The following is a 25,119-nucleotide window of genomic DNA, read 5'->3' as shown; positions in this document are numbered from 1 at the left end:
CATCGCGCGGTCCCGTGCAGACCCGCGCCGAGAGGAGTTGAGACATGACCGCACAAGGCCAAGCCAAGAAGACATCGTACAGCGCCGTCGCGACCGTGGCCGAGGCGCGCGCACTGGCTGACGAGATGGTCAGCGTCATGAGCGAGCTGATCACGGTCATCGAGCAGGAAACCGAGCTTGTGCGCGCCGGCAAGCTGCGCGAAGGCATGGCGCTCGGACCGAACAAGACCGAGCTCTCACGCCACTACGTCGCCGTGGTGGGCCGCCTCAAAGCCAGCCAGCCATTCATGAAGCAGTCGGTCCCCGAACTGCTCGGCACCCTGCATCGCCACCACGACACGTTCCGTGCGATGCTTCAGGTGAACCTGACCGTGCTGGCGACCGCCCATGCGATCTCCGAGAAGATTGTGCGCGGCGTCAATGCGGAGATCCAGCGCAAGAACATCCCGAGCACCTATACCGCCAGCGGCCGCCGCGCCGCCCCGGGTGGACGCCACCTGACGCCCCTCGCCGTCAGCCGCACGCTCTGACGCGGCGGGACCACCGCCTACAGCTTTCAATCGTCCGAGAGCCGCGCCGCCCCTCCGGGTTGCGCGGCTCTCGCTTTTTTTGTGTCGAACAGGCTTAAAAGGTCAGCACGAATCGCAACGCGCCGTTCATCCTATTTCCTAACATAACGTTGATTGGTCATCGGCATAGTTGCAAACGGGATGGGTTGGGAATTGACTCGATGGCCATGAGGAGGCTGCCATGAGCTCCGACTTCAGCGTTAGACCGGTGGGCGCGCCAGCGTCAGTACCGATTATCCAACCGTCGAATCAGGCGGTGGCGAACGCTGTACCGACGGACCTGCCTCCAAACCAGACGGTGACCGCGGCGGACAGCGCTCCGTCCGTGCGCAATGACGTCCCCGCCCACGTTGCCAACGACCTGTTCGTATCGCATCAGGCCTATTACGATCGTGCGGCCGCTGCGATGGTGTTCCAGGTCGTCAACCGCAAGACCGACCAGGTGGTGACCCAATATCCGGACGAGGCCGTGCTGCGCCGCCGCGCTTATTTCCACACAATCGACATGCAGAAGGATCTGCATGACGAAACGGCGCGCGTGATGCCCACCGATCGGCTGGCGTGATCCCGTTTGGAAGCCGCGGCTGAACTCTGCGCGGCTGAACTCTGCCTGTCCCGCAAGCCACCGAGGCGGCGACGCTGCCGTGCGGTGGATCAGCTGCTCTGGGTTGCGTAGGCGGTGTCGAGGTAGGTCTGGCCGGACGCGGCGTCGGTCACCACGTTCTTGATCTGGGCCTTGCCTTGGGCGGTGAGCGTGAACTTGGTGTCGCCAACCCGGAATGAATTATCCTTGATCAGGACTTCCTGGTACTTGCTCACGCCCTCGCTCTGATAGTGGACCTTGGCGCGGAAGCCATCCACATTCAATACCGAGACGTTGAACGACTTGCCGTTGGCATATTTGCCGTTCCAGTCGCCCTGATACAGGGTCGGATCCACCGCAACATACTTGCTGTTGCTGCGCGCCGTGTTCAGCACGTTGGATTTGTAGGCTGCCGACAGGATGCTGGTGATATCCGCCATGATGCTCCTCCTCCCCGGCCCCCGCCTGCGACCGGTCAGCTGCGCCCGGACAGGCCGGCAGCGATATGGCAGTTGATGTCGATCAGCGACTTCAGCTTGGCCGGATCCGGATCCATCTGCATCTCGATCGTCTGCTTCATCACGAACACGCCGATATTGGCGATGTTCTGACGGATATCGATCGGGTTCGGATTGCCGTCCGTTTCCATCGCGCTCATGAAGATCGTCCAAAGACGACGATTGAACAGCAGTGCCTTGTACATGTTGCGATCGGGGCCGTTCCAATTGGCCTGGACTTCCTGCAGCTGCCGCGCCGCTTTCAACAAGGCTTGAGCTTCGATCTCCCGTGGTGATGCCGTCGTTTGCGACGTGCGTGCATAGGCTTGAGCGGCATATGACATCAACTACTCCGGACTGACGCGGGGACACGAACAACACTGCACAGGTTTTGTACGTCGTGTGCCTTTAAAATATGGTTAGCGGCCGTTAGCGCATTTGGCCTCGAGATGTCACCGGACACCGCCGGACAGCCGTGCTTGCGACACGCTTTAGTTTGTACCAACGCAACGATTAAAATTGCAGAAAAGCACGACCTGAGGCGCGGTCCCGCAGAGTGACGCGCGACAAGAACGTCTGCTGCGCCCACCCAGCGCATAGCGCAGCAGATTGACGCCAACCAGCGCCTGCCGCACGAACGATGGCGCCGAGCCAAAAGCAGAAGCGGCGGGCAATGCCCGCCGCTTCGTAGAAGTCCGTCTGGAACGATCGCGCTCAGCGCAGCAGCTGCAGAACGCTCGCCTGCGACTGATTGGCGAGTGCCAGCGCGGAAACCGCAATCGACTGCCGCGTCGACAGCGCCTGGCTGTTGGCGGCTTCTTCGTTGGTGTCGGCCAGCGTCAAATTCGACGAGCCGGTCTGCAGCACGTTGATCAGGTTCTTGTTGAAGTCCTGACGGATCTGCACGATCGACAGGTTGGAACCGAGAGATGACGCTTCGGACCGAAGCGTTGTCGATGCGCTGTTCAGCGTCGTGAGCACCTTGTTGGCCGAATTGCTGTCGAGGAAGTCGGTTCCGACCACCAGCGAGGACAGACCGAGACCGGTGCTGTTGAACGTCACGCCCGTGATGTTCAGCGTTGACCGGCCGGTCTCGTTGAACACCAGCTTCAGCGTGTCACCGTTCAAGAGGTTGATGCCGTTGAAGGAGGCGTCCTGAGCCGTCGTGTTGATCTGCGCGAGCACGTTGTTGTACTGCGCGATCAATCCCGCGCGCGTCGTCTGCGAGTTGGTATCGGCCACCGGCGTCGAGGCCGTGACACCGTTGAAGGCCTGGCTGGCCGCAGTCGACGATCCGGCAACCGTACCGATGGTCGACGAGGCCGATTCGTTGGTGGTGAGGATCGTGAGCTGGCCTGTCGTGCTCAGGCTGGCCTGCAGGTTGTTCGCCGCGAGCGCGGTGTTGAGCTGCGTCAGCGTCGATATCTGCGAGGCACCTGTGCCGAAGGTGATGTTGGTTGCGACGCCACCTCCTGTCGACGTTATCGTTAATGTCTGTCCCGTCAGCGCCGGCTGGTTGCGTGTCGTGGTGGCGGCCGTCAATCCGAGTTTCGCCAGGGCCGAGCCCGATATTGTCAGATCCTGCGCCGTGCCCGTTGCGACGGCGATCTTGCCGCCGGTCACCGTGGACGGCGTCGCGGTCGCGCCGGTCACCGAATCGATGGCTGCCAGAAGATTGCTGACGGTGTCGCCGACGCCGATATTGGTGCCGGCAGAGATCGATCCGGCCACGAAGGTGAACACTATGCCGTTGACGACAAGCGTATCACCGGTCGTGATGCTGCTCGCCAGGTCGTTCGAGGTGGAGGTTGCGGTGCCCGACAGCTTGGTCGAGCCGGTGATCGCGACGGCCGAGCTCAGATTGTCGTTGTTGACGGTGCTGCCGGTCACGAAATTGTTCGACGAGCTGCCGAGCAGGTTGTTCGCCGTGGCGCCGGGAATGACCGCGGATGTGATGCTCGACTTGGTCGTGTAACCCGTCGGCGCCTGGAGAACCTGGCTCGCGATCGACTTCGCGCTGTCGACCAGCTTCTGCAACGAGGTCAGACCGGTATTCGCCGCCTGCAGGACCTGCACGCCGTTGCCGATGCCATCGAGCAGATTCGCGATGTCGCTCGCCCGGCTGTTGAGCGATTGCGCGGTGAAGAATTCGGTGGGGTTATCGAGCGCCGTGTTGACCTTGTTGCCGGTGGCCAGGTTGTTTTGAGTCGTGGCCAGCAGCGATGCCGTATTTTGCAGCGCCAGCAGGTTTTGGCGAACCGAAGCCGAAAGAACGATACCGGACATGTTTGTGAAACCTTCCTAGTTATTCACCAGGAGGTTCTAGTCCACGGTCGTTTAAAACATGGTTAATGGCGCTTTAAATTTGTTGCTTAACGACTGGTTACCGCCGGTCTGCTCCTCGCCCCCCGCACGTTCGGGACCAGTATTGATACGGGCCACCGGGCGGAATCAGGCAAAAAAAGCGGCGGGGTTTCCCCCGCCGCCTCTGGTTTGTGGATGCCGATGCCGCGGATCAGCGCAGCAGCTGCAGCACGCTCGCCTGCGACTGGTTGGCGAGCGACAGCGCGGACACCGCGATCGACTGGCGGGTCGACAGCGCCTGGCTGTTGGCCGCTTCCTCGTTGGTGTCGGCCAAGGTCAGGTTCGACGAGCCGGTCTGCAGCACGTTGATCAGGTTCTTGTTGAAGTCCTGACGGATCTGCACCACCGACAGGTTCGAACCCAGCGTGGAGGCTTCCGACCGCAGCGTCGAGCTGGCCGCGTTCAGCACGGTGATCACCTTGTTCGCCGAGCTGTTGTCGAGGAAGTCGGTGCCCGAGGTCAGGGTCGAAAGACCGAGGCCGCCGGTGTTGAAGGTCACGCCGGTGATCGACAGCGAGGACTTGCCGGTCTCGTTGAAGGTCAGCTTCAGCGTGTCGCCGTTCAGCAGGTTGACGCCGTTGAACGACGCGTCGGCTGCCGTCGTATTGATCTGCGCCAGCACGTTGTTGTACTGCGCGACCAGGCTCGCCCGCTGCGACTGCGCGGTCGGATCAGCCACCGGAGCCGCCGCGGTCAGGCCGTTGAAGGACTGGCTGGCCGCCGCCGCCGTACCGCCGATCGTGCCGATCGTGGCGGAAGCCGCGTCGTTCGTGGTGGTGATCGAGATCTTGCCGGTGGTGTCGACCGAGGCCTGCAGGTTGTTCGCTGCGAGCTTCGTATTGAGGTCGTTCAGCGAGTTGACCTGTCCAGTCCCGAGACCGAACGTGATGCTGGTTGCCGTACCGCCAGCTGTGGCGCCGATCGTCAGCGTCTGGCCGGACAGTCCGTCACCGACAGCGCTGAGACCGAGCTTGGCCAGCGACGTACCGGACAGCGTGAGACCGGCTGCCGGAGGCGTCAGCGTGATCGCACCAGCGGTGATCGACGAGGTGACGCCGGTCGCACTCTGGATCGTCGACAGCAGATGCGTCACGGTGTCACTGACGCCGATGTTGGTGCCGGACGACGTGCTGCCGGCGACAAAGGTGAAGGTGGTGCCGTTCACGACCAGCGTGTCCGCGGTGGTGATCGCGGTGGCGAGGTCGTTCGAGGCGGTGCCCGCCGTGCCCGACAACAGGGTCGAGCCGGTGATCGCAACTGCGGTCGAGGTATTGTCGTTGAGCACGGCGGTGCCGGTGACGGCGGCCGAGCTGGCAGCGATCAGGCTGGTGGCAGTGCCGCCGGTCAGAGCGGTCGACGTGACGCTCGACTTGGTGGAGTAGCCGACGGCGCTCTGCAGCACCTGGTTGGCGATCGACTTGGCGCTGTCGACGAGCTTCTGCAGCGAGGTGATGCCGGTGTTGGCAGCCTGCAGCACCTGCACGCCGTTGCCGATGCCGTCGAGCAGATTGGAGATGTCGGAGGCGCGGTTGTCGAGACCCTGGGCGGTGAAGAAGTTGGTCGGATTGTCGAGAGCCGAGTTGACCTTCTTGCCCGTGGAGAGGTTGTTCTGGGTGGTGGCGAGGAGCTGAGCCGTCGACTGGAGCGAGAGCAGATTCTGGCGCACCGACGCCGAGAGAACAATACCTGACATTTTTCATACCCTTCTGGTGTGAAACAAACTGCCCGATCCCTTCAAGATCAAGGCGAAGCCCGACGTCGACTGTTCGACCGAGCGACGTCCATCACGGTAAACAGGGGTGGCTAACAAAGCGTGAAACCTGACCGCTGAGGGCCTGATTCCGGTCCGGTTGCACGCCGGCGCGGAATTGGCTGCTCGCCATCCAGTGCTCGAAAAACCTCGCGAATTTCGGCGGCTATCGGCCCATTTACCGATCGTTAACCATGTTCGGAAAGGATTGCTGCGCGCCGCCTGATCGAGCCGCAGGCTCTTCGCACATCTTGCACTGGTCACCAGATTGGTCGCCGGCCTGGACGGAGCAGGTTCGGCGCCGCATCGATCGCGGCAACGGAGAACGAGAATGGCCCTGAAAGTCGAACTGAAGCCGCATGAGCGCATCATCATCGGCTCCTGCGTAATCACCAATACCGACCAGCGTGCGCGCCTCCTGATCGATGGCGAAAACATCCCGATCCTGCGCGAGAAGGATATCCTCACGCCGGAGACAGCCGACACGCCGGCCAAGCTCGTCTATCTCGCAGTCCAGCTGATGTACATTTCGCCCGGCGCTGACGCAGATCACGGCACCTATTTCAACCTGCTGCGCGACATCATCACGACGGTACCGAGCGCCTGGCCGATCATCGAAGCGATCAACGGCCACATCCTCAACGGCGATCTCTATCAGGCGCTGAAGGAAGCCAAGAAGCTCGTCGCCTTCGAGAAGCAGTTGCTGCAGCAGGCCGAAGCCGAACAGTCGGACAAGCCGGTGAGCTCGGCCGCCTGAGCCTTCGCTTTCGAAGCCGGCATCAAGAGCCCGGTTCGCCACTGGCGAAGCCGGGCCGTTTGCCGTCTGTCGCCGCGCGAAGCACGAAAAAAAGCGGCGGGGTTTCCCCCGCCGCCTTTGGTTTGTGGATGCCGATGCCGCGGATCAGCGCAGCAGCTGCAGCACGCTCGCCTGCGACTGGTTGGCGAGCGACAGCGCGGACACCGCGATCGACTGGCGGGTCGACAGCGCCTGGCTGTTGGCCGCTTCCTCGTTGGTGTCGGCCAAGGTCAGGTTCGACGAGCCGGTCTGCAGCACGTTGATCAGGTTCTTGTTGAAGTCCTGACGGATCTGCACCACCGACAGGTTCGAACCCAGCGTCGACGCCTCGTTGCGCAAGGTGGAGCTTGCGGAGTTCAACACGCCGATCACCTTGTTCGCCGAGCTGTTGTCGAGGAAGTCGGTGCCCGAGGTCAGGGTCGAAAGACCGAGGCCGCCGGTGTTGAAGGTCACGCCGGTGATCGACAGCGTCGACTTGCCGTTTTCGTTGAAGGTCAGCTTCAGCGTGTCGCCGTTCAGCAGGTTGACGCCGTTGAACGACGCGTCGGCCGCCGTCGTGTTGATCTGCGCCAGCACGTTGTTGTACTGCGCGACCAGGCTCGAGCGCTGCGACTGCGCGGTGGGATCAGCCGTCGGAGCTGCCGCCGTCAGGCCGTTGAAGGACTGGCTGGCCGCCGCCGCCGTACCGCCGATCGTGCCGATCGTCGCCGAGGCCGCATCGTTGGTGGTCGAGATCGTGATCTTGCCGGTGGTGTCGACCGAGGCCTGCAGGTTGTTCGCTGAGAGCTTCGCATTGAGGTCGTTCAGCGAATTGACCTGTCCAGTCCCGAGACCGAACGTGATGCTGGTTGCCGTGCCACCTCCTGTGGCGCCGATCGTCAGCGTCTGACCGGACAGTCCGTCACCGACAGCGCTGAGACCGAGCTTGGCCAGCGACGTACCTGACAGGGTGAGACCGGCCGCCGGAGGCGTCAGCGTGATCGCACCAGCGGTGATCGACGAGGTGACGCCGGTCGCACTCTGGATCGTCGACAGCAGGTGCGTCACGGTATCACTGACGCCGATGTTGGTGCCGGACGAGGTCGAGCCGGCGACAAAGGTGAAGGTGGTGCCGTTGACGACCAGCGTGTCCGCGGTGGTGATCGCGGTGGCGAGGTCGTTCGAAGCGGTGCCCGCCGTGCCGGACAGCAGCGTCGAACCGGTGATCGCCACTGCAGTCGAGGTGTTGTCGTTGAGCACGGCGGAGCCGGTGACGGCCGTCGAGCTCGCAGCGATGAGGCTGGTGGCAGTGCCGCCGGTCAGAGCGGTCGACGTGACGTTCGACTTGGTGGAGTAGCCGACGGCGCTCTGCAGCACCTGGTTGGCGATCGACTTGGCGCTGTCGACGAGCTTCTGCAGCGAGGTGATGCCGGTGTTGGCGGACTGCAGAACCTGCACGCCGTTGCCGATGCCATCGAGCAGATTGGAGATGTCGGAGGCGCGGTTGTCGAGACCCTGGGCGGTGAAGAAGTTGGTCGGATTGTCGAGAGCCGAGTTGACCTTCTTGCCCGTGGAGAGGTTGTTCTGGGTGGTGGCGAGGAGTTGAGCCGTCGACTGGAGCGAGAGCAGATTCTGGCGCACCGACGCCGAGAGAACGATGCCTGACATGTTGATACCTTCTGGTGTGAAGCAAACGCCCGATCCCTTCGAGATCGGAGTGAAGCCCGGGTCGACTTCGCGGCCAGGGCAACGCGCGTCACGGTGAACGGCAGTGGATAACAAACGCTGAAGCGGTTGCGGGTCCCTATCAGTTCAATCGTTCGTATCGGCGCAGAACGAGCTCCATTGCGGCGTCAGACGACCGAATGGACCCTTGAAAAGGCTTGCATATTTACAAACGACGGCACGTCGTTCACCATGCGTCAACCACCTTTGGAAAGGTTGACGCGGCGTCGACGGCCTCGTCGCGACGACGACGTCGAGCAGCGGTTGAACGAAGCCGGGAGGCCGCGTTGCCGGTCAGGGCGCGAGCGACGGCGCCTCGATCTCGATCAGGGGTGTGAGGCCGGCCACGCGCTGGCGGCCGAACGTCAGGACCGCCGCAACCAGCCGATCCACGTCACGGAGCTGGGTGCGATGGTTCACGATGGCCGCGCGAATGGCCAGCCGTCCATCGAGCATCGTGGTCGATGGCGCGGCGATGCCGGATTCCTGGACGTCGGCGACGATCTCGCCATTGATCGCATCGGCATCGTCGGCCCGGAAGCGAAAACAGACGATGTTGAGGTTGACGGGCGCGAGCAGCTGGAGCTCGGGCTCGGCGAGCACCCGCGCCTCGAGATGGCGTGCGAGCGCGCAAGCACGCGCGATCGCGGCGCCGAGGCGGTCGGTGCCGAACGTCCTGAGCGTGAACCAGGTTTTCAGCGCCCGGAAGCCGCGCGACAGATCGGGACCGAAATCGCACGGCCAGTCCGTGCCCGCCGCCAGCCCGCGTGTCTCGCGCCGCAGATAGGCGGCCGGCGACGCAAAGGCCTCGCGATGGCGCACGCCGTCGCGCACCAGAAGGAAGCCGGCGTCGTACGGCACCTGCCCCCATTTGTGGAAATCGAGCGCGATCGAATCCGCGCATTCGATGCCGACGAGCCTCGGCGCGAGCTCAGGCGACAGCATCGCCAGCGCGCCGAACGCGCCATCGACGTGAAACCAGAGACCCTCGGTACGGCAGAGCTCGGCCACCCCGGCGAGATCGTCGATGGCGCCGACATCGACCGTGCCTGCGGACGCGACGACGATGAACGGATGCAAGCCGGACGCCCGGTCGCGCGCGATCGCGCTCCGCAGTTCGGCGACATCGATGCGGTGCGCATGATCGACAGCGATGCAGCCGAGGGCATCGCTTCCCAATCCGGCAATGTCCATCGCCTTGGCGATGCAGCCATGCGCGGCCTTCGACGTGTAAGCGCGCAATCGCCGGCCGGCTTCGCCGAGCCCCTCGCGGCGGACGGTGGCGCCGAGCGCGGCGCGGCGCGCTACCAGCACCGCCATCAGATTGGCCATCGACGTGCCCGTGACGAAGATGCCGCTTGCACCCTGCGGGAAGCCGAACAGCTGGCGCGTCCAGTCCACGATCTGCCGCTCGATCTCGATCGGCGCATGATCGCGACCACCGAGATTGGCGTTCAATCCGGCCGCGAGCATCTCGGCGAGCATGCCGACGACGGTGCCGCCGCCATGCACCCAGCCCATGAAGCCGGGATGCACGTTGCCGGTGGCGTGGGGAACGACGAGGTCGGTGAAGTCGCGATAGACCTCGGCGAGATCGGTCGGCGCGCGCGGCAGCTCGCTGCGAAAGCGCCGCCGCGTCGCCTGCGACATCGGCTGCCACACCGGACGGTCGCGGATATCGGCGACGTAGTCGATCATGTCGTCGAGCATGCGATGACCCTGCGCGCGGACCTCGTCCCAGTCCGGCGGATCGAGCGTCTCGTCCGTCGGCTGCAGCCGATCCGTCCGCGTCGTCGCGGTCACGCCGCCCGCTCCGCTGACAACGCGGCCCGTTTCGTGATCATGGCCGCGAAGGCCGCAAAGATCTTCTGCATCTGCGGCGGCTTGTAGGGAAAGACGTCCGGCGGATCCATGTTGTGGACGACGGCGGTGTTGTCGGCCTCGAACACGAGCAGCGCGCCATCCTTGGTCTCGGCGCAGTCGATGATGAAGTAGTCCAGCCCGATGCGTTCGGCGATCGCGGAGAGCACGGAGCGATGACGGCGACCGAAGCCGATGTCGAAGGTCTGCATGAAGGCCGCCTCCTCCAGCCGTTTGCTCTCGCTTCCCGCCATGTTGGCGTTGAGATACCAGATGTCCCAGCGCCGTGCGATCGCCATGTGGCAGGCGTAAGGCACGCCGTCGACGAAGACGACGCGATATTTGCGGTATTGTCCGTCCTCGCTGGCGTAGTCGACGAAGCGCGCGACGAAGAACTCCTGCTCGTCCCGCTCGTCGAGATAGAGCGAGAGCTCGACCGGCTCCTCGATCTTTTCCAGTCCGACGCCGGCATGCGAGCCGCGCGGCCGGATGATGATGGGAAAGCCAAGCGCGCCGTCGATCGTGGCGATCCACTCGCGCTCGTCGGCGATCTCGATCAAGCGCTCGCGGTCGACGGGAATGGTCGCCGGGATGGACAGCCCCTCGATGCCGACGAGCAGCGCATGCAGCTTGTCGCGGTCGAGATGCCAGATCTGCCGCGGCGGGTTCAGCAGCGGACGCGGCCAGCGCGCCGCGACGGCATCGATCTCACGCAGCGCGTGCTGACAATCATCCGAGTCCGAGGCGATGACGATGGCGACGTCGTGGGCCGGCAGCGGTGCGGGCAGGTCCGCACCCGGAACGACGTAGAGCACAATGAGCTCGATGTCGGAATCCTCCAGCAGGAACTCGATCGGCGTGTTGCTGCCCATATCGGTCGCGGCCGCAAGCGCGAGCACGCGCAGCCGCGGCGTCGGACTGTTGCACGGCAGCCGGTACAGCTGCTGCGACTGCAGCACGTCGTGCTGGATCGCGAGCCCGGACGACTGCTCCCCGATCAGCTGCGCGACCAGCGCGAGATCGAGCCCCTCGCCCGGTTCGACGGCGCCGTCGAGCATCTTGCCGAGCGCGGCGGCCCACATCGGTTTCAGATCCTGGCCGTCGAAGGCAGCCTTGGCGAGCTTGGCCATGCCGATCCGGTCGGCACATTGAATGCGGGCGGATTCCGCCACAGCGAGCAGGTCAGATGGCATTGCAGATGTCCCTGAGATCCTGGCTGCTCACGTCCGACACGAGCAGCTCTGTTTTCGCGACCACGTCGACGATGTGGTCGATGTCGGCTTCGAGATTGACGCGGGCGGCGGTGACGTCATCACACCACGCCTCGGTCACCTGGCGGGCGCCGATGCACAGCCGCAGCGCCCCGACCGGCCCGCCATCGGCGCGTTCGATCCGGACCGGCTGGCCGACCAGGCACTGACGCGCGGCCACGGCGGCCGCGCGCCCGGTGAAGCGACCGCTCAGATCGTGCTGGAGCGCGCGATAGACCGCCTGCGTCTCGCCGAGACCGAGCAGGCGCCCGCTGCGCTGGAGCGCGAACGGGAAGATGGTGGCAAAGCCGAACTCGCCATCGTCGTCATCCGCGGCAAGCGCATCGGTCGCGATCGGGCGGAGCACCGGCGACAGCACCAGCAGGCTTTCGATCGTCTCCCCGAGCTGTCGTATGGCCATGCGGCGGAACGCCTCGGGCACCGCATGATAGGCCGCGATCTCCTCGAGCGCGGCTTCCCAGCGCAGCCATTGTCCGATGTTGGCGCGCGGCGTCGAGCGCGCCCGCAGATCGGTCCAGGTCGCCGGCCAATCGCTGCGGTTGACGTAGTCGAACAGTCCGGCTGCGACCGGATCGCCCTTGTGCAGGGCGGAGGACACCGCGCCCGGCACCAGCAGCGCGCCGCTGAAGGCCGGACCGCCGTAGAACTTCGAGCCCGAGATCAGAACCATATGGCCGCGGTCGAGATGGTCACGCAGCCGCCCCAGGCCGAGCCGCATCTGGCAGGCGTCGACGACGATCTGGACGCGCCCCGGCCAGCGTCGCGCCACCTCGTCCAGGCAGGCCCGGTCCGGCGCGCGCCAGCCGAGCTTCGAGGAGTCCATGATCTGCAGCAGAACGTTGCGCCCATCGCGAACCAGCGCCCCGACCGCATCGAGCACCGCCTCGCCGGCATCGCCGCGCGCCTGCATCGCGGCGGCTTCGAACAGCGGCAGCGACACCGTCTCGCCCGAAAGGCCCTCGATCGGCGCGTCTCTGGTCACCGACAGACCGTTTGCCGTCCGCGTGCTGAAATGACGTCCGCGCGCGCTCGCGGAGGTGCCGCTGCCGGTCTGGTCGCCGGCAACGACGACGCTCGTCACGGAGGCGCCGAGCCGCAATCGTGCCAGCGCCAGCGCGTGAAGCTGACTGTCGGTGCCCGAGGGCGAGAACACGACGTCCACATCGTCGGCAAGTCCGAGATGGCGGCGCAATTCGCAGCGCATCTGCTCGGTACGCCGGTCGAGCGCCTCATCGAGTCCGAGCGAGATCGCCGCATGCATCAACTGCTCGCGCGCCAGTTCGGCGCGTGCATAGGCGCGCTCCGAAATGGGCGACGCCGTGCTCGATGCAAAGCACAGAAGGTCCGGCGCCGGCGACGGCCCGCAGCCATAGACGTTGCGGCCCCAGGGCCGATCAAGCGCCAGCCGTGAATCACCGCCGTCGATCAGGAGGTCGCCGAGCAGCGCGAACAGGTCACGCAGCCCGGTCGCAGCGCCCTGCTCGCGCCGATCTCTGCCGGACGACGTCGATATCTCCGGGCGGGTCGCGGGCGACATCATCGGCGATCGTCAGGCTGCGTCGACGGCAACGGCGGTCGGTACCGCGGCTGCCGACGCGAATTGCGACGCCACGTTGCCATGGAACACGGAGGGCCCGACATGATCGAGCCGGCTGTCGAGATCGGCCCAGATCTCGCCGCCGAGATCGGTCCACCGCTTGCAGAACGCAAAATCCTCGCTGAGATAGGTGCCCGTCTCCGGATCGATCATGCATTCGAACAGCGCGAAACGGTTCGGATTGCCGGCCAGCGCATCATGCGAATGCTCGCGGAAGAACTGCAGCGGCGCGTAAGCAGGATGCGCGCACATCGCCTCGATCACGCGGCGGCGGACCATCAGGAAGCCGGTCCCGGCATAGCGCACCCGCGTGAAGCCGTTGACCACCGCGACGTGGTCCGGATCCTCGATCTCGAGCACGTAGTCGAGGGAAGCCGCAGGCACGTCCATGCGGTTGGAGTTGATGGCGCGCCGCGCCTTGTTCCAGTTGACCTTCTTGACCGGATAGACACCGGCGACCATGTCGCCGCCGGATTCGATCAGCCGGAACACCTGCCTGGGCTGGAAGCCGATGTCGGCGTCGATGAACAGGAGATGGGTCGCTGCGGGATCGTTGAGGAACAGCGTGACGAGATTGGCCCTGGCACGCGTGATCAGCGCGTCGCCGTCGCGCATGTGGACCGTGAGGTCGACGTTGGAGGTCGCGCGCAGCTCCCGCTGCAGGGCAAAGATCGAGCTTGCATAGATGCTCGACACCTGGCCGCCGAAGCACGGGGTCGCGATCACCAGGTGGATCCGCTCGTCGGTCACGTCACTCACGTCAGCCTCCAGAAAGAGAGGCTCTCGCCCCACATCTGAACAAAAGCTAAAGAGACGTGGTTAACGAAAACCTAACCGCCGCCCCCGGCGTCTCACAGATATTTCACCAGCGTCAGCTGGGCCAGCATCGAGGTCGTCTGGTAGGACGCCTGGAGGTTGGTCTGCAGCTGCAGGATCTGACTCGCCACCTCGCTCTGGGTAATGCCCTCGGTCTGATCGACCATGCTCTGCATCGCGGCCTTGGCCTGGGTCTGGCGCGCCGTGACATCCTTCATCGTGGTCTGGGCATTGGCGAAATCGGTCTGGATGTCCGAAATCGACTGCTGGCCGAGTTGCGGTGTCATGTTGGCGGCGATCCGCTGGCTGAGCGCGGCGATCTGCGGGCCGGCGTTGGCGGCCGCCGGCGGCGTGGTCACGGCAGCATAGACCGCGGTCTGCTGCACCAGGCTGCGGATCGCGAACTCGTTGGCCTGAGCGCCGTACTGGATGCTCTGCGCGGTGTCGACGCGGATGGTCGAGCTCGACCGCGCCGAGCCGGGACCGGTGTTGCCGGTGTACCAGGCGACGGTGTTGGCCGAGCCGTTGACGAGACTCGTCGCCGACCCCAACGGTGCGCCGGAGACCCGCAAGGGCGGCGTCGCGGCCGTGACGGTCCCGGAGAAGCCGAGCGCCGACAATGCGCCGGCGTTCGAACTGGTGACGGAGAAGCTTGCGGCATCGTCGGTGCGCAAGGTGATCGCGCCGCCGCTCACCGTCGACGCCTTCGACGTTCCGCTGAGCGCGTCGATCTTCGACAGCAGCGTCTGCACGCTGTCGCCGACATTGATCTGGGTGTTGCCGCTGGCGCCCGAGGCGACGAAGGTGATCGTCTGCCCGTTCACGGTGATGGTGTCGCCGGTCGCAAAACTGGTCGCGATCGAGTCGCTCCCCCCCGGGCCCGACAGCAGCGTCGCTCCCGTGATCGGCGCCGGTGTCGCGAGCTTGTTGTTGACCACGGTTCCCGACACGGAGCTTGCCGTGTTGAAGAAGTTGTCGCCCGCGGTCACCGCCGAGGCCGCCACCAGCGAGGTGCCGGCGAGCGTCGACAGCGCCGTGTTGAGCGCCGCGTTCAAATTGGCGGACGTGGCCGCCGGTGTCGCACCGATGGCAAACGTGTTGGCCGGCGCCGGCGTCGTGGTGGACGCCGTCAGCTTGATCGATTCGGACGTGCCGTCCGGAAGCTTGAAGGTGAAGCCGATCTGGTCGCCCGCATTCGGATTGCCGGCGGTGAGGTCGACCGAGATCCCCGCCGGCGAGCCCGACGGTCCGGTCACGGTGGCGTTGGTCAGCGACGAGGTGACCCCGCTCAGCTTGAAGCCGAACGGCGAGCCGGCGACGTCCTCCGCCAGCGTGATCGGCATCGTTGCCGACGCGGAGAGGTTAAGACGGCCGAGACCGTTGAGCCCGAGATCGGCCTGCTGCCGTTCCGCGATGACCTGCTTCAGCCCGGCCTGCGTGCTGGTCCCGTTCAGGATGTCGTCGGCCGACGCGACCGCCGGCCGGTCGGTGGCGCTGCCGGAGAAGATGTAGCGGTCGCCGACCTGGGTATTGAGGATGCCGGTGATCGCGGAGAGATTCGACAGTGCCGTCTGCTGCCCCGTGGTCTGCCCTGTGCTGGTCAGGTTCTGCGGGGTCGCCGAGGCGCCACCCTGGACCTGGCCCTGGATCTTGGACAGCGACTGCAGCGAGGTATTGACGGCCCCGATGACGGTGTTGACGTGGGTCATCGTCAGCGAGAAGGCCGAGATGTTCGACAGCTGCGCCCGCGCCGCGATCGCGAAGCCCTCGTCGGGCCCCATGCCGGCGTAGTTGTTCGCCTTGACGCCGCTCGACAGCTGGGTCGAGAGGTCCGCGAGCTGGCTCGTGATGTTCCGCACGGACAGGCCGAGCAGAGAACTTCCGTAGTTGATACTGCTGATCGACATCTTACACGCGCCTCACTAAAACGCCTGGAGCAGGCTCTGCATCATGCTTTGCACGACCGACATGATATGGGCGTTGGCCGCATAGGTGTTCTGGACCTGGATCAGGTTGGACATCTCGCTGTCCATGTTGACCCCGGCCGTCGAGTTGAACTTTTCCTTCAGCGTGCTGACGACGACGCTCTGCCCCTGGCTGAGCTGGGTCGCCAGCGTCGACGCGCTGCCCTGCTGGCTGACGAACTGCTGCAGATAGCCGGACACCGTCCCCTGGAACGGCTGTGCCGCCGAACCGAGCCCAGTCTTCGGCGAATAGCTGAACGTTGCCGAGGTCAGTTGCGCGAACAGGAAATCGGGCCGGGTCGAATCGCCGGCGGCCGTTGGCGGCGAGGTCGAATAGGTCGACAGTTTGGTCGGGTCGCTGAGCAGCGCCGGATTGACGTTGAGCCGCCCTGCGAGCCCGGTCATCTGCGAGCCGGTCGAGGTGATCGCCCCCGTATACAGCGCACCGCCGTCGGTGAAGACCGGCAGCTGCGCGCTGCCGCTCGCGAGCGTCTGCACCGTGGTCGTGGCCGAGGCGGCCTTGACGGTCGCCTGGCTGGTGCCGTCATCGGTGATGCGCAGCGTGGTTCCTGAAGGGTTGGCGAACTGCAGATGCGCGCCGCCGAGCGCTGTGTTGAGCTGCGACACCACCGAGGCCATGCCGAGCGAGAAGTCGACGCCGACATAGCTCGGGTTGGCGTTGGTCGCGTTCTGCAGCGGCAGCGCCGCGGGATCGTTCACGTTGACGATCTTGACCTGGCGCTGGACGTTGCTCGAATCCGTGTAGGTCAGGTTGACGGTGTTGCCGGCCAGCAGGCCCGAGGTCGACACGTCGAAGCCCGCCGGCGGTCCGGCAACCGCGGTTCCGGCCGTGGTCTTGTCGGACAGCGCCGACGCCATCGTCGCCGCGAGCTGATCGACCTGCGTCTGCGCCTGCACCAGGGTCTGGTCACGCAGCTTGAGGTCGGCCGCGATCTGGCCGGAGTTCAGGAGATTGTTGGCGACGACGTCGATCGACACGCCGTTCGACAGCTTGATGTTGAGCTGCCCGACGCCGTTCTTCGTGGGATTGCTGTTGTAGAGCGAGGTGGCGTCGAGCGTCCCGGGCGACGAGAAGGTGAACTCGGAGCTGAGGCCGGCGCCGACCAGCTGGACGCCCGAATTGGTGAACACGCTGGTGCCGTTGGTCGGATCGGACACGACGCGGATGTCGACATATTTGGCGAGCGTGTTGATCGCGTTGTCGCGCTGATCCTGCAGGGTCGCCGCCAGCGGATCCGAGGCGTTGAGGCCCTGCAGCTGCGTGTTGAGCGTGGCGATCTGCTGGATCGCCGCGTTGGCCTGCGTCACCGAACTGCCGATGTCACTCTCGGCATTGGTGCGCAGGGTCTGGATGCCCTTGGTGGTGGCGTTGAGCTGATTCGCCAGCCCCTGCGCCGCCGACAGCGCCACCGATTGCGCCGACTGATTGCTCGGATTGTTCGACAGCGACTGCAGCGCGGTCGTGAAGTTGTTGAGCGACGTCTCGAGCGTGCCGCTGCCGCCGGGCGTTCCATATACGCTCTGCAGCTGGCTGAGGATGTTGGCCATCTGGCTGGCATAGGTCCCGCCCGAGGTCTCGGTGCGGAGCTGGTTCTGAACGAACAAATCGAGCTGACGGTTGACGCCCGTCGTCGTCACCGTCGAGCCGAAGCCGCCGCTGGCGACCTCGATCTGGTTCGGGTTCTGCGCGACGTAGCCAGGCGTGTTCGCGTTGGCGACGTTCGACGAGATGATCGAGAGCGCGGCCTGCGTCGAACGCAGGCCGGACATCGCGGTGGCGAGGGCTGAACTCAAACCCATGTTCGGTAGCCTTATGTCAATTCAACTGCCACGTATCCGCGCGATCAGCGCAGCACGTTCAGAAGATCCTGCACCATCGAATTGGCGGTGGTGATCACCTTGGTGTTGGCCGAATAGGCCTGCTGGGTCACGATCAGCTTGGTGAATTCGTCGGCGATGTCGGTGTTCGAGCCCTCCAGCGAGCCGCCCGAGATCTTGCCCGTCGCGCCGATGATGGCCTGGCCGGACTGGTCGGTCGCCTCATAGGCGCCGCCATCCAGCGCCTTCAGATAGTTGGTGCCGTTGAAGTGCGACAGCGTGACCTGCGCCAGGTTGATGGTCTGCCCGTTCGAGAAGGTGCCGGTGACGATGCCGCTGTTGTTGACCGCGACCGACTGCAGCTGGCCGGCGGCGAAGCCGTTCTGCGAGATCTGGTTGATCGTCGCCGAGCCGATCGTGCTCGCATATTGGGTCAGCGCGCCCGAGGAGATGTTGAGGCTGACCGTGCCGAGCGTGGTGCCGTCGACGACCACGTTGGGGATCGAAATGTTGGAGGTGGTCGGCGATATCAGCGAGCCGTCCGAGCCGAACGTGAAATTGGTGCCGACGTTTTTCCAGGCCACGGTCGACCCGGTGGCGGTGGAATCGGTCTGATAGAACAGATTCCAGACGTCCTTGTGGCCGGTACCGAGGGAGGAGCTGTCGGTCTTGCCCCAGCGCAGCTGCACGTTCACGGGCGTGCCCGCCGCGTTGTAGGTGGTGACCGCGCCGCCCGAGATCGTCTCGTTGTTGAAATTGGTCAGGTCGTTGCCGATCACGATCCCCGTGCCCGGTGAGGCGGTGCGGGTCAGCGCCACCGGCGAGGTGAGGCCGAGCGCCGTGAAGCCCGAGGCCGCGCTGCTCAGCGTCCAATCCTCGCCGCTGCCGGAATGCAGCGTGATCTTGCCGGCCGTGATGGTCGGCTGCACGCCGGTCACGGCTCCGATCTTGGCCAGCAGCGTCCCGACGGAGTCGCCGACGTTGATCTGGGTGCCCGAGGCGCCGGAGGCGACGAAGCTGAAGGTGACGACGTCGCCGGCGCTGCCGGTCAGGGTGATGGTGTCGCCGGCGGTGAAATTGCTCGAGATCGAGTCGTCGGCGGGGCCGGGGCCGTTCAACAATGTCGAGGTCGTGATTTGCGCCGCGGCCTTGTTGGTGGCGGTGGCGCCGGTGGCGGTGGCGTCGGCGTAGAAGTTGGTGCCGACCGGCAGCGGAACGTTGGAGAGGTCGGCCGAGTTGAGGCCGCCGGCCGCAACCAGGGAGCCGGTCGCCGCGTTGCCGCTGGCGCCGGTCTTCGGCTGCGTCGGCAGGTTGGCGGCATACTGGATCGCGGTGGTGGCCTGCGCAGGCACGAAATTGTTGGCGAACTGCAGCACCGTCGGCACGTTGCCGGTGGCGTTGCCGGTCTTGGCGTCGACCGCGACGCCCATCAGGTAGTAGCCGGCGCCGTTGATCAGGTTGCCGTTGGCATTGAGCTGGAAGTCGCCGCGGCGGGTGTAGTCGGTGACGCCGGTGAAGACCGGCACGTTGTCGACGACCGACGAGGCCTTCTGCACGTTGAAGAAGCCGTCGCCGTTGATCGCCATGTTGGTGGCGACCGATGACGTGGAGACGGTGCCCTGGGTGGTGATGGTGGCCTTGGCGAAGGCGGTGACGCCGCCGGCATTCTGGCGGGTCGGGTTGGTCGCGTTGGGGATCAGGTCTTCGAAGCTGGTGCCGATGCCCTTGTAGCCGGTGGTCGATGCATTCGCGATGTTACCCGAAATGTTCTGCAGCGCGAACGACTGAGCCGAGAGCCCGCTCACGGACGTGTTCATCGCGTCGAAGATACCCATACCATTCTCTCCACATTGACACTGGCGGCCGGTGCGCGCCGGACCGCGTCTTCGTGGAGAGTGTTCGCAATCGCCGTGCCAGATATGAAATCGCTTTGAAATCAGTTACTTGACAAAATACAACGTAAAAAAGGCGGCGGCAAAAGTGGTGAACAATTGCCGAGCCGGCAGTTCTTGCCGGGCCGGACGCGCCGAAACGCGCTCCGGATCTGGCTGCTTTCACAGACTTCCGGCGCGTCGTCAGACCCGTTCACAGGCTTGAACGGACGAGCCGGCGGATTCCGTCACGTCGACGACGGATTTGCGGGATGAAAGACCAGCGACAGGCCGTCCATGCAATAGCGCAGGCCGGTCGGCTTCGGACCGTCGTCGAAGACGTGGCCGAGATGACCGCCGCAGCGGCGGCAATGCACCTCGGTGCGGGCCATGCCGAAGGTGCTGTCGTGGCGGTTGCCGACGGCATTGTCGAGCGGCTTGAAGAAGCTCGGCCAGCCGGTGCCGCTGTCGAACTTGGTCTCCGAGGAGAACAGCGGCAGGTCGCAGCCGGCGCAGGCGAAGGTGCCCTTGCGGTGCTCCTTCAGCAGCGGGCTGGTCCAGGGGCGCTCGGTCCCCTCCTGGCGCAGGATCTCGTATTGCTCCGGCGTCAGCTGGGCGCGCCACTCGGCATCGGTCTTCTCGATCTCGAATTTCTCGGCGGCGCGCACCGGCGCAGGGCCGCCGAACCAGCGCAGGGCGGCAAAGCCGAACAGTCCGGCAGCGGTGGTGAACATCAGGCGGCGGTCGATCATGGACGTCTCCGTGCGACGATGGTTTGCCGAAGTTACGGATGGGATCCCGCGAAGTTACGTCAGGCGCGGTTGCGGCGCCTCACTTTCTTGCGAGCAAGGGCAATGACCGAACCACGCGGGCGGGTTGCCTCAACCCTCCCCGGCGTCGGGACGGCCGGTCAGGTCCGACGGCTGCGGCCGCAGCGGCAGGCGCTGGCCCGGACGCTGGGCGGCCTGCCGCCACGCGTCGGCCAGCCGCGCCTCGCGGGCGCGTTCCTGAGCCCGGACCCGCTCGCGGTGCCGTGCCAGCGTACCGGCAGCGGCGGCGCGGCCGCGGACCCAGAGATTGACGACGTGGCCAGCGACCCGGCCGCTGACCCCGCCGGCCCAGACCAGCTCGAACGGCGAGAACAGCTTCCAGCGGTCGTCTCCGGCCAGGATTCCCTGCGCGATCAGCTGCCCCGCCATCGCCGAGGTGTTCAGCCCCTGCCGGCCGAAGCCGCTCGCGACCCACAGGCCTTTGCGCAGCTGGCCGATCTGCGGCATGCCGTGCACGGTCTGGCCGCTGACGCCACCGAAGGTATCGGTCACCTCGACGCGGCCGAGTTGCGGGAAGACAGTGCGGATCCGGCGCTGGATCGCCGTAGCGAACGCGCCCGGCCGCGCGTCCCAGGTCGTCTCCGGGCTCGCCCACATCAGGCGGTCGCCGTCGACGATTCGGAAATGGTCGATGCCGTCGGTGTCGCTGACCGATCCCTTGAACGCGATGGCCTCGGCGAGCCGCTCGCCGAGCGGCGCGGTGACGCCGCCATAGCGCCACACCGGCAGCAGCGTGTCCGACAGCTTCTGCAGCGGCGCGCCGAGATGGATATTGCCGGCCAGCACGATATGCGAGGCCCGCATCCGGGCCGAGGGGGTCACGATGCGCTTGCGTACGCCTGACGCATCGATGCTGACGACCGGCGTGTCCTCGAATATCCGGGCGCCTGCCTTGCGCGCCAGCCGGGCCAGCGCATGGACGTATTTGCGGCCGTCGAGCTGGAACGCCTTCGGATAACAGATGCCGTGAAAATAACGGTTGGTCCTCAGCTCGGTGCGCACGCGCTCGACCTGCCAGCCTTCGACCTCGGTGCCGAAATCCTCGTGCAGCATCTGCAGCCGGCGGATCAGGGCATCGCCGGCGTCGACGTTGGAGACTTCGAGCGCGCCCTCGCTGAGCCCGATGCCCGGCATCGCGGCCTCGGTCGCCTGGGCGCGGATGAACTCGGCCCCGGCCCAGGACAGCGACCACAGCTCGCGGGCGTCCTCGAAGCCGATGCGCTCGATCAAATCCGGCAGCGGCAAGGCAAAACCCGGCATGACCGTACCAACCATGTGGCCGGATGCGTTCCAGCCGACATGGCGCCCCTCCAGCACGGCGACGCTGGCGCCCTGCCGGGCCGCGCACAGCGCCACCGTCAGGCCCGCAAGCCCCGCCCCGACCACGCAGATGTCGACGTCGAGGTCGAAATTCAGCCTGACACGGCCGAGTGCGCCTGCGGCATCCGCGTCATCGTTCACGCTTGTGGAAGTCTCGCTCATGGCGTTTTCTTAACCAACCCTGCGCCGGCTTGTCACCTGACGTCATGACGCTTTTAGTGGCGATAAAGAGACGTGATACAGCCTGAGACAGCTTGAACGATTCGAGACTGAAGTCCATGCGCCGATTGATGCTGCTGCGCCACGCCAAGACCGAGACTGACGCGCCGACCGGCCATGACCAGGACCGCCGTCTCGACGAGCGCGGACACCAGGATGCCGCCGCGATCGGCGATTTCATCGCGAGGCATCCGCCGCTGCCCGACCTCGTCCTGGTCTCGACCGCGGTGCGGGCGCAACAGACCTGGGAGCTCGCCTTCGCGGCGATGCAGGATCGCGTCCCGGCGCCGCAGGTCGAGTCCGTGCCCGAACTCTACGCGGCCGATCCGATGCAGATCCTGCATCACATTCGCCTCGCCGCCGCGCTCGATCCGAAACAGCTGCTGCTCGTCGGCCACAATCCCGGCATGCACGAGCTTGCGCTGGCGCTGACCGGCCAGGGCGATTCCGACGCCCGGTACGAACTGTCGCGCAACATGCCGACATCCGGCCTCGCCGTGCTGGAGTTCGACACCGACGACTGGACCGATGTGAGCTTCACCCGCGGCAATCTCGTGATGTTCGTGACGCCGAAGCTCCTGAAACAGGGCTCGGTCGATTGACAGTGCCGCCGCATGGGGCGCGTAATGGGCTGGAACAATCGGGAGGCCTCGCGATGTTCAAATCGATTCTGGTTCCGATCGATCTGGCCGACACCGACCTCGCCAAGCCCGCGATCGCGACGGCGGCGACGCTGGCGCAGACCTGGAGCGGCACGGTGCATCTGCTCAACGTGATGCCGATGACGCCGGTGATGCTCGCCGAATACGTTCCCGCCGATTTCGATGCGCAGCAGCGCGAGACCGCCGAGGAAGCGCTGTCGATCGTGGCGCGCGAGTCCGGCATTCCGGCCGAACGCATCTCCTACGCGGTGCGCCAGGGCGGCATCTATCACGAGGTCCTCGAGGAAGCGGCCAAGGTCAAGGCCGACCTGATCGTGATGACCTCGCACCGCCCGGCGATGCGCACCTACTTCCTCGGCTCCAACGCGGGGCACGTCGTGCGCTATGCGAAATGCTCGGTGCTGGTGGTGAGGCCTTGAGACGAGGCCCCCCCTCTAACGCATACTGCGCGTAGAACAATTGCCTCTTCGCGGTTATTGCTGTCGCATTGGGGGGTCTCGATCCTGATGCCCGACCAAAATGCGGACTGAGGACACCATCATGAGATGGCCTCTGCCTTATCCAAGGCGCGGTGATGTGATGGGCATTCTATTCATCCTCGTTCTGCTTTGCCTTCTCGCTTCCAGCTTCTATTGGTTTCCGAATTCGAAGCCGAATAACAATGGCTTCGGTCCGGATTGGGGATTGCACCCCCGTCCCCAATGGCCAACCGATTTGCATCAAAAAAATTGAGCCAGTGAACGTGGTTCGCGACAAACACCGCAGTGCGCAGGGTGGGCAAAGGCGCGCCTGAGAAAGCTTGTTTGTCCGCGCTATCTGAGCGCGGCCTGCCCACCGCCTTGCGCGGATAGGGAGAGTTGGTGGGCACGTCATCGTGCGGCTCACGCCGCCCGATGGCTTTGCCCACCCTACGGACTATTTTTTGATAAACCCGAAATAGAACGAGATCAGAAAAAGCACAAAGTGGAGAAAGCCCCGCGGACCCAAGAACTCCGGCGTCATTGAAGTGAAACCGAAGAACGGAAACGGGACCGAAACATGCTGCCACCACAAGTACCAGCTTGCACCCGCTGTCACGAAAAACGCCCCAGCCAGGAATTTCGAGATCTCTTTCCACTTAGTTCGCATGACCAACCGTTCAGCTTTTACTACCATGAAAAAAAGTATACACGACGATGAGACACCGCGTACGAATGACGCGTAAAGCGATGACCGTTCTTGGCACATCGCGAAATCTCGCTGCAAAGCAAGATTCGGTCGCTACCGGGAGCACTGCGGAGACCGAGCAAGCCTCTCCCATTCAATCTGGCTGAAGCTGCTGACGAGCTTATTTGCGACACGCATTGAACTGCGCCACGCCCATCACGGCCACTCCGCGACGAAGCCCTTCGCCTTGTAGGGTTCGATCTTGTCCCATTCGCTGAGCACGCGGCGGCGGAATTCTGGATGGGTGTGCCAGAGATGGCGCGGGATGCCGAAGCCATCCACCGTCAGCAGCATCTTCTCGACTTCGGGCCAATGCCGCTGCATCGTCATTGCGTAGCGCCGCGCGGTCCAGCTGTTGCCGAGGCAGATCACGGTGCGGACATTGGCGAGGCCGAGCGCGGCCTCGATCACCGGCAGCGCGAGCACGACATTCTCGCCGGTGTTCATGGCGCGATGCTCTTCGAGGATGCGGTCGGCCGGAATGCCGCGCCTGACCATGGCGGCCTTGATCAGCGCGCATTCGGACACGCGGGCGCCGGGCGTGATGCCGCCGCTGACGATGGCGTGGCGAAAATAGCCCTGCTGCCAGAGCACGGCCGCCGTCTCGGCGCGCAGCTCCTCGTCGACGCGGGTACCGAACACGAACAGGAGGTCGGCGGGTCGCAGCGGCGTATCGGCAAAATGCTGCGCAGTGATCGCGGCGATCTCTGCGGCGTCCGGCATCCGCCGCGCACCATCCTGCATGGTCATCTCCGAGAGCAATCTGCTCATTCTGCCATGACGCGCTGGGTCGGCTCCGTCACATTCGATGACCGCCGATGACCGCGCGTGATCAGGGCAGCAGCGCGGCCGGGAGATCCGTGAAATTGTAGGTCCGCGGCTTGTTGCGGGCGATGAAGCCGCCGACCTGCCACGCGAACAAGGCGGCGAAGCCGATCAGGAACGACACACCGGCCCACTCGCCGATCACCAGCGCCCGCACCAGCAGGCCGGCCATCGCGACGGCGAACAGCGTGACCGCTGCGAGCGCCGCGACATAGGCCGTCCGGCCGAGACCGCCGGTCAGGCGCGCCGTGCTGCCCTCAGCGGCGAGCCGCGCATGCAGCGCGACGATGAAGGCGCGATAGGCCTCGCTCTGCGGCGCCATCAGGGTCGCGGTCTGCCAGGAGGTCGAGAGGATGCGAAGCCGCCGGCCGTCACGGTTGGCGATATCGGCACGGAAGCGCCTGGCCTGCATCGAGACCGGACGGTAGGACAGCCGGATCGCCGCAATGTCGGCATAGGGCCACAGGCCGGCGCGGCCGGTGAACCGCCAGGACAGCCCCTGGTCCGTCAGTTCGAAGCTGTGCGCAGCCCCGATCAGCGACGCCTTGTAGGCGTAGCGGATCACATCCTCGCCGG

At 65.1% G+C, this 25,119-nt stretch carries 21 protein-coding genes; 5 read left to right on the top strand and 16 right to left on the bottom strand.

Annotated elements, in window-relative coordinates; translation table 11 throughout:
- The first annotated feature begins 44 nt into the window (after positions 1 to 44).
- A complete protein-coding gene (locus tag LQG66_RS35965) occupies positions 45 to 530 on the top strand; it encodes a hypothetical protein (protein ID WP_231321100.1) in 486 nt (161 codons plus the stop codon).
- Between the two features lie 220 nt (positions 531 to 750).
- On the top strand, positions 751 to 1,134 hold the full coding sequence (locus tag LQG66_RS35960; RefSeq protein ID WP_231321098.1) for a hypothetical protein: 384 nt from the start codon (positions 751 to 753) through the stop codon (positions 1,132 to 1,134).
- A gap of 89 nt (positions 1,135 to 1,223) precedes the next feature.
- On the opposite strand, the gene LQG66_RS35955 is transcribed toward LQG66_RS35960, so the two are convergent.
- The 4 genes from LQG66_RS35955 to LQG66_RS35940 form a co-directional block, all read right to left on the bottom strand.
- Positions 1,224 to 1,592, bottom strand: a complete 369-nt coding sequence (locus tag LQG66_RS35955) for a hypothetical protein (RefSeq protein ID WP_231321096.1) — start codon at positions 1,590 to 1,592, stop codon at positions 1,224 to 1,226.
- A gap of 35 nt (positions 1,593 to 1,627) precedes the next feature.
- The gene (flaF, locus tag LQG66_RS35950; protein ID WP_231321094.1) at positions 1,628 to 1,993 is read right to left on the bottom strand and encodes a flagellar biosynthesis regulator FlaF; all 366 of its coding nucleotides are present in this window, start codon (positions 1,991 to 1,993) and stop codon (positions 1,628 to 1,630) included.
- Between the two features lie 370 nt (positions 1,994 to 2,363).
- Positions 2,364 to 3,935, bottom strand: coding sequence for a flagellin N-terminal helical domain-containing protein (locus tag LQG66_RS35945; protein WP_231321092.1), 1,572 nt, complete (start codon positions 3,933 to 3,935; stop codon positions 2,364 to 2,366).
- 229 nt (positions 3,936 to 4,164) lie between these two features.
- Complete coding sequence (locus tag LQG66_RS35940) at positions 4,165 to 5,706, bottom strand: flagellin N-terminal helical domain-containing protein (protein WP_231321090.1); 1,542 nt, start codon at positions 5,704 to 5,706, stop codon at positions 4,165 to 4,167.
- Between the two features lie 388 nt (positions 5,707 to 6,094).
- Between LQG66_RS35940 and flbT the strand changes: the two genes are divergently transcribed.
- Positions 6,095 to 6,520, top strand: a complete 426-nt coding sequence (flbT, locus tag LQG66_RS35935) for a flagellar biosynthesis repressor FlbT (RefSeq protein WP_231321088.1) — start codon at positions 6,095 to 6,097, stop codon at positions 6,518 to 6,520.
- 144 nt (positions 6,521 to 6,664) lie between these two features.
- On the opposite strand, the gene LQG66_RS35930 is transcribed toward flbT, so the two are convergent.
- From LQG66_RS35930 to LQG66_RS35885, 10 genes are all read right to left on the bottom strand, one after another.
- The gene (locus tag LQG66_RS35930; protein ID WP_231321086.1) at positions 6,665 to 8,206 is read right to left on the bottom strand and encodes a flagellin N-terminal helical domain-containing protein; all 1,542 of its coding nucleotides are present in this window, start codon (positions 8,204 to 8,206) and stop codon (positions 6,665 to 6,667) included.
- Between the two features lie 351 nt (positions 8,207 to 8,557).
- On the bottom strand, positions 8,558 to 10,066 hold the full coding sequence (locus LQG66_RS35925) for a pyridoxal phosphate-dependent decarboxylase family protein (RefSeq protein ID WP_231321083.1): 1,509 nt from the start codon (positions 10,064 to 10,066) through the stop codon (positions 8,558 to 8,560).
- On the bottom strand, positions 10,063 to 11,253 hold the full coding sequence (locus LQG66_RS35920) for an ATP-grasp domain-containing protein (RefSeq protein ID WP_231328072.1): 1,191 nt from the start codon (positions 11,251 to 11,253) through the stop codon (positions 10,063 to 10,065). The genes LQG66_RS35925 and LQG66_RS35920 overlap by 4 nt, the downstream gene beginning before the upstream one ends.
- A gap of 52 nt (positions 11,254 to 11,305) precedes the next feature.
- Positions 11,306 to 12,934 (bottom strand): hypothetical protein, encoded by a 1,629-nt coding sequence (locus tag LQG66_RS35915; RefSeq protein ID WP_231321073.1) that lies wholly within the window; start codon positions 12,932 to 12,934, stop codon positions 11,306 to 11,308.
- Between the two features lie 9 nt (positions 12,935 to 12,943).
- Positions 12,944 to 13,750, bottom strand: a complete 807-nt coding sequence (locus LQG66_RS35910) for a hypothetical protein (protein WP_231321071.1) — start codon at positions 13,748 to 13,750, stop codon at positions 12,944 to 12,946.
- A 92-nt stretch (positions 13,751 to 13,842) separates the two neighbouring features.
- The gene (locus LQG66_RS35905) at positions 13,843 to 15,714 is read right to left on the bottom strand and encodes a flagellar protein (protein ID WP_231321068.1); all 1,872 of its coding nucleotides are present in this window, start codon (positions 15,712 to 15,714) and stop codon (positions 13,843 to 13,845) included.
- Positions 15,715 to 15,729: 15 nt separating this feature from the next.
- Positions 15,730 to 17,592: a flagellar hook-associated protein FlgK gene (flgK, locus tag LQG66_RS35900; protein WP_231321066.1), complete on the bottom strand. Its 1,863-nt coding sequence runs from the start codon at positions 17,590 to 17,592 to the stop codon at positions 15,730 to 15,732.
- A 44-nt stretch (positions 17,593 to 17,636) separates the two neighbouring features.
- Positions 17,637 to 19,445: a flagellar hook protein FlgE gene (locus LQG66_RS35895; protein WP_231321064.1), complete on the bottom strand. Its 1,809-nt coding sequence runs from the start codon at positions 19,443 to 19,445 to the stop codon at positions 17,637 to 17,639.
- A gap of 284 nt (positions 19,446 to 19,729) precedes the next feature.
- Complete coding sequence (msrB, locus tag LQG66_RS35890; RefSeq protein ID WP_231321061.1) at positions 19,730 to 20,233, bottom strand: peptide-methionine (R)-S-oxide reductase MsrB; 504 nt, start codon at positions 20,231 to 20,233, stop codon at positions 19,730 to 19,732.
- A 129-nt stretch (positions 20,234 to 20,362) separates the two neighbouring features.
- Positions 20,363 to 21,793 carry an NAD(P)/FAD-dependent oxidoreductase gene (locus tag LQG66_RS35885; protein WP_231321059.1) on the bottom strand — a complete coding sequence of 477 codons (1,431 nt, stop codon included), beginning with the start codon at positions 21,791 to 21,793 and terminating at the stop codon, positions 20,363 to 20,365.
- Positions 21,794 to 21,909: 116 nt separating this feature from the next.
- Between LQG66_RS35885 and LQG66_RS35880 the strand changes: the two genes are divergently transcribed.
- Positions 21,910 to 22,452 carry a SixA phosphatase family protein gene (locus tag LQG66_RS35880; protein ID WP_231321057.1) on the top strand — a complete coding sequence of 181 codons (543 nt, stop codon included), beginning with the start codon at positions 21,910 to 21,912 and terminating at the stop codon, positions 22,450 to 22,452.
- Between the two features lie 53 nt (positions 22,453 to 22,505).
- Complete coding sequence (locus tag LQG66_RS35875) at positions 22,506 to 22,931, top strand: universal stress protein (protein ID WP_231321054.1); 426 nt, start codon at positions 22,506 to 22,508, stop codon at positions 22,929 to 22,931.
- Positions 22,932 to 23,874: 943 nt separating this feature from the next.
- Here LQG66_RS35875 and LQG66_RS35870 read toward each other — a convergent pair.
- Positions 23,875 to 24,462, bottom strand: coding sequence for a YdcF family protein (locus LQG66_RS35870; RefSeq protein WP_231321043.1), 588 nt, complete (start codon positions 24,460 to 24,462; stop codon positions 23,875 to 23,877).
- A gap of 88 nt (positions 24,463 to 24,550) precedes the next feature.
- Positions 24,551 to 25,108: a hypothetical protein gene (locus LQG66_RS35865; RefSeq protein WP_231321040.1), complete on the bottom strand. Its 558-nt coding sequence runs from the start codon at positions 25,106 to 25,108 to the stop codon at positions 24,551 to 24,553.
- Positions 25,109 to 25,119: the final 11 nt, after the last annotated feature.

The organism is Bradyrhizobium ontarionense, from assembly GCF_021088345.1.
GTDB classification, from domain to species: domain Bacteria; phylum Pseudomonadota; class Alphaproteobacteria; order Rhizobiales; family Xanthobacteraceae; genus Bradyrhizobium; species Bradyrhizobium ontarionense.
Note: the sequence above shows the minus strand (reverse complement) of the source record. Positions and strands in the feature narration are given on the sequence as shown.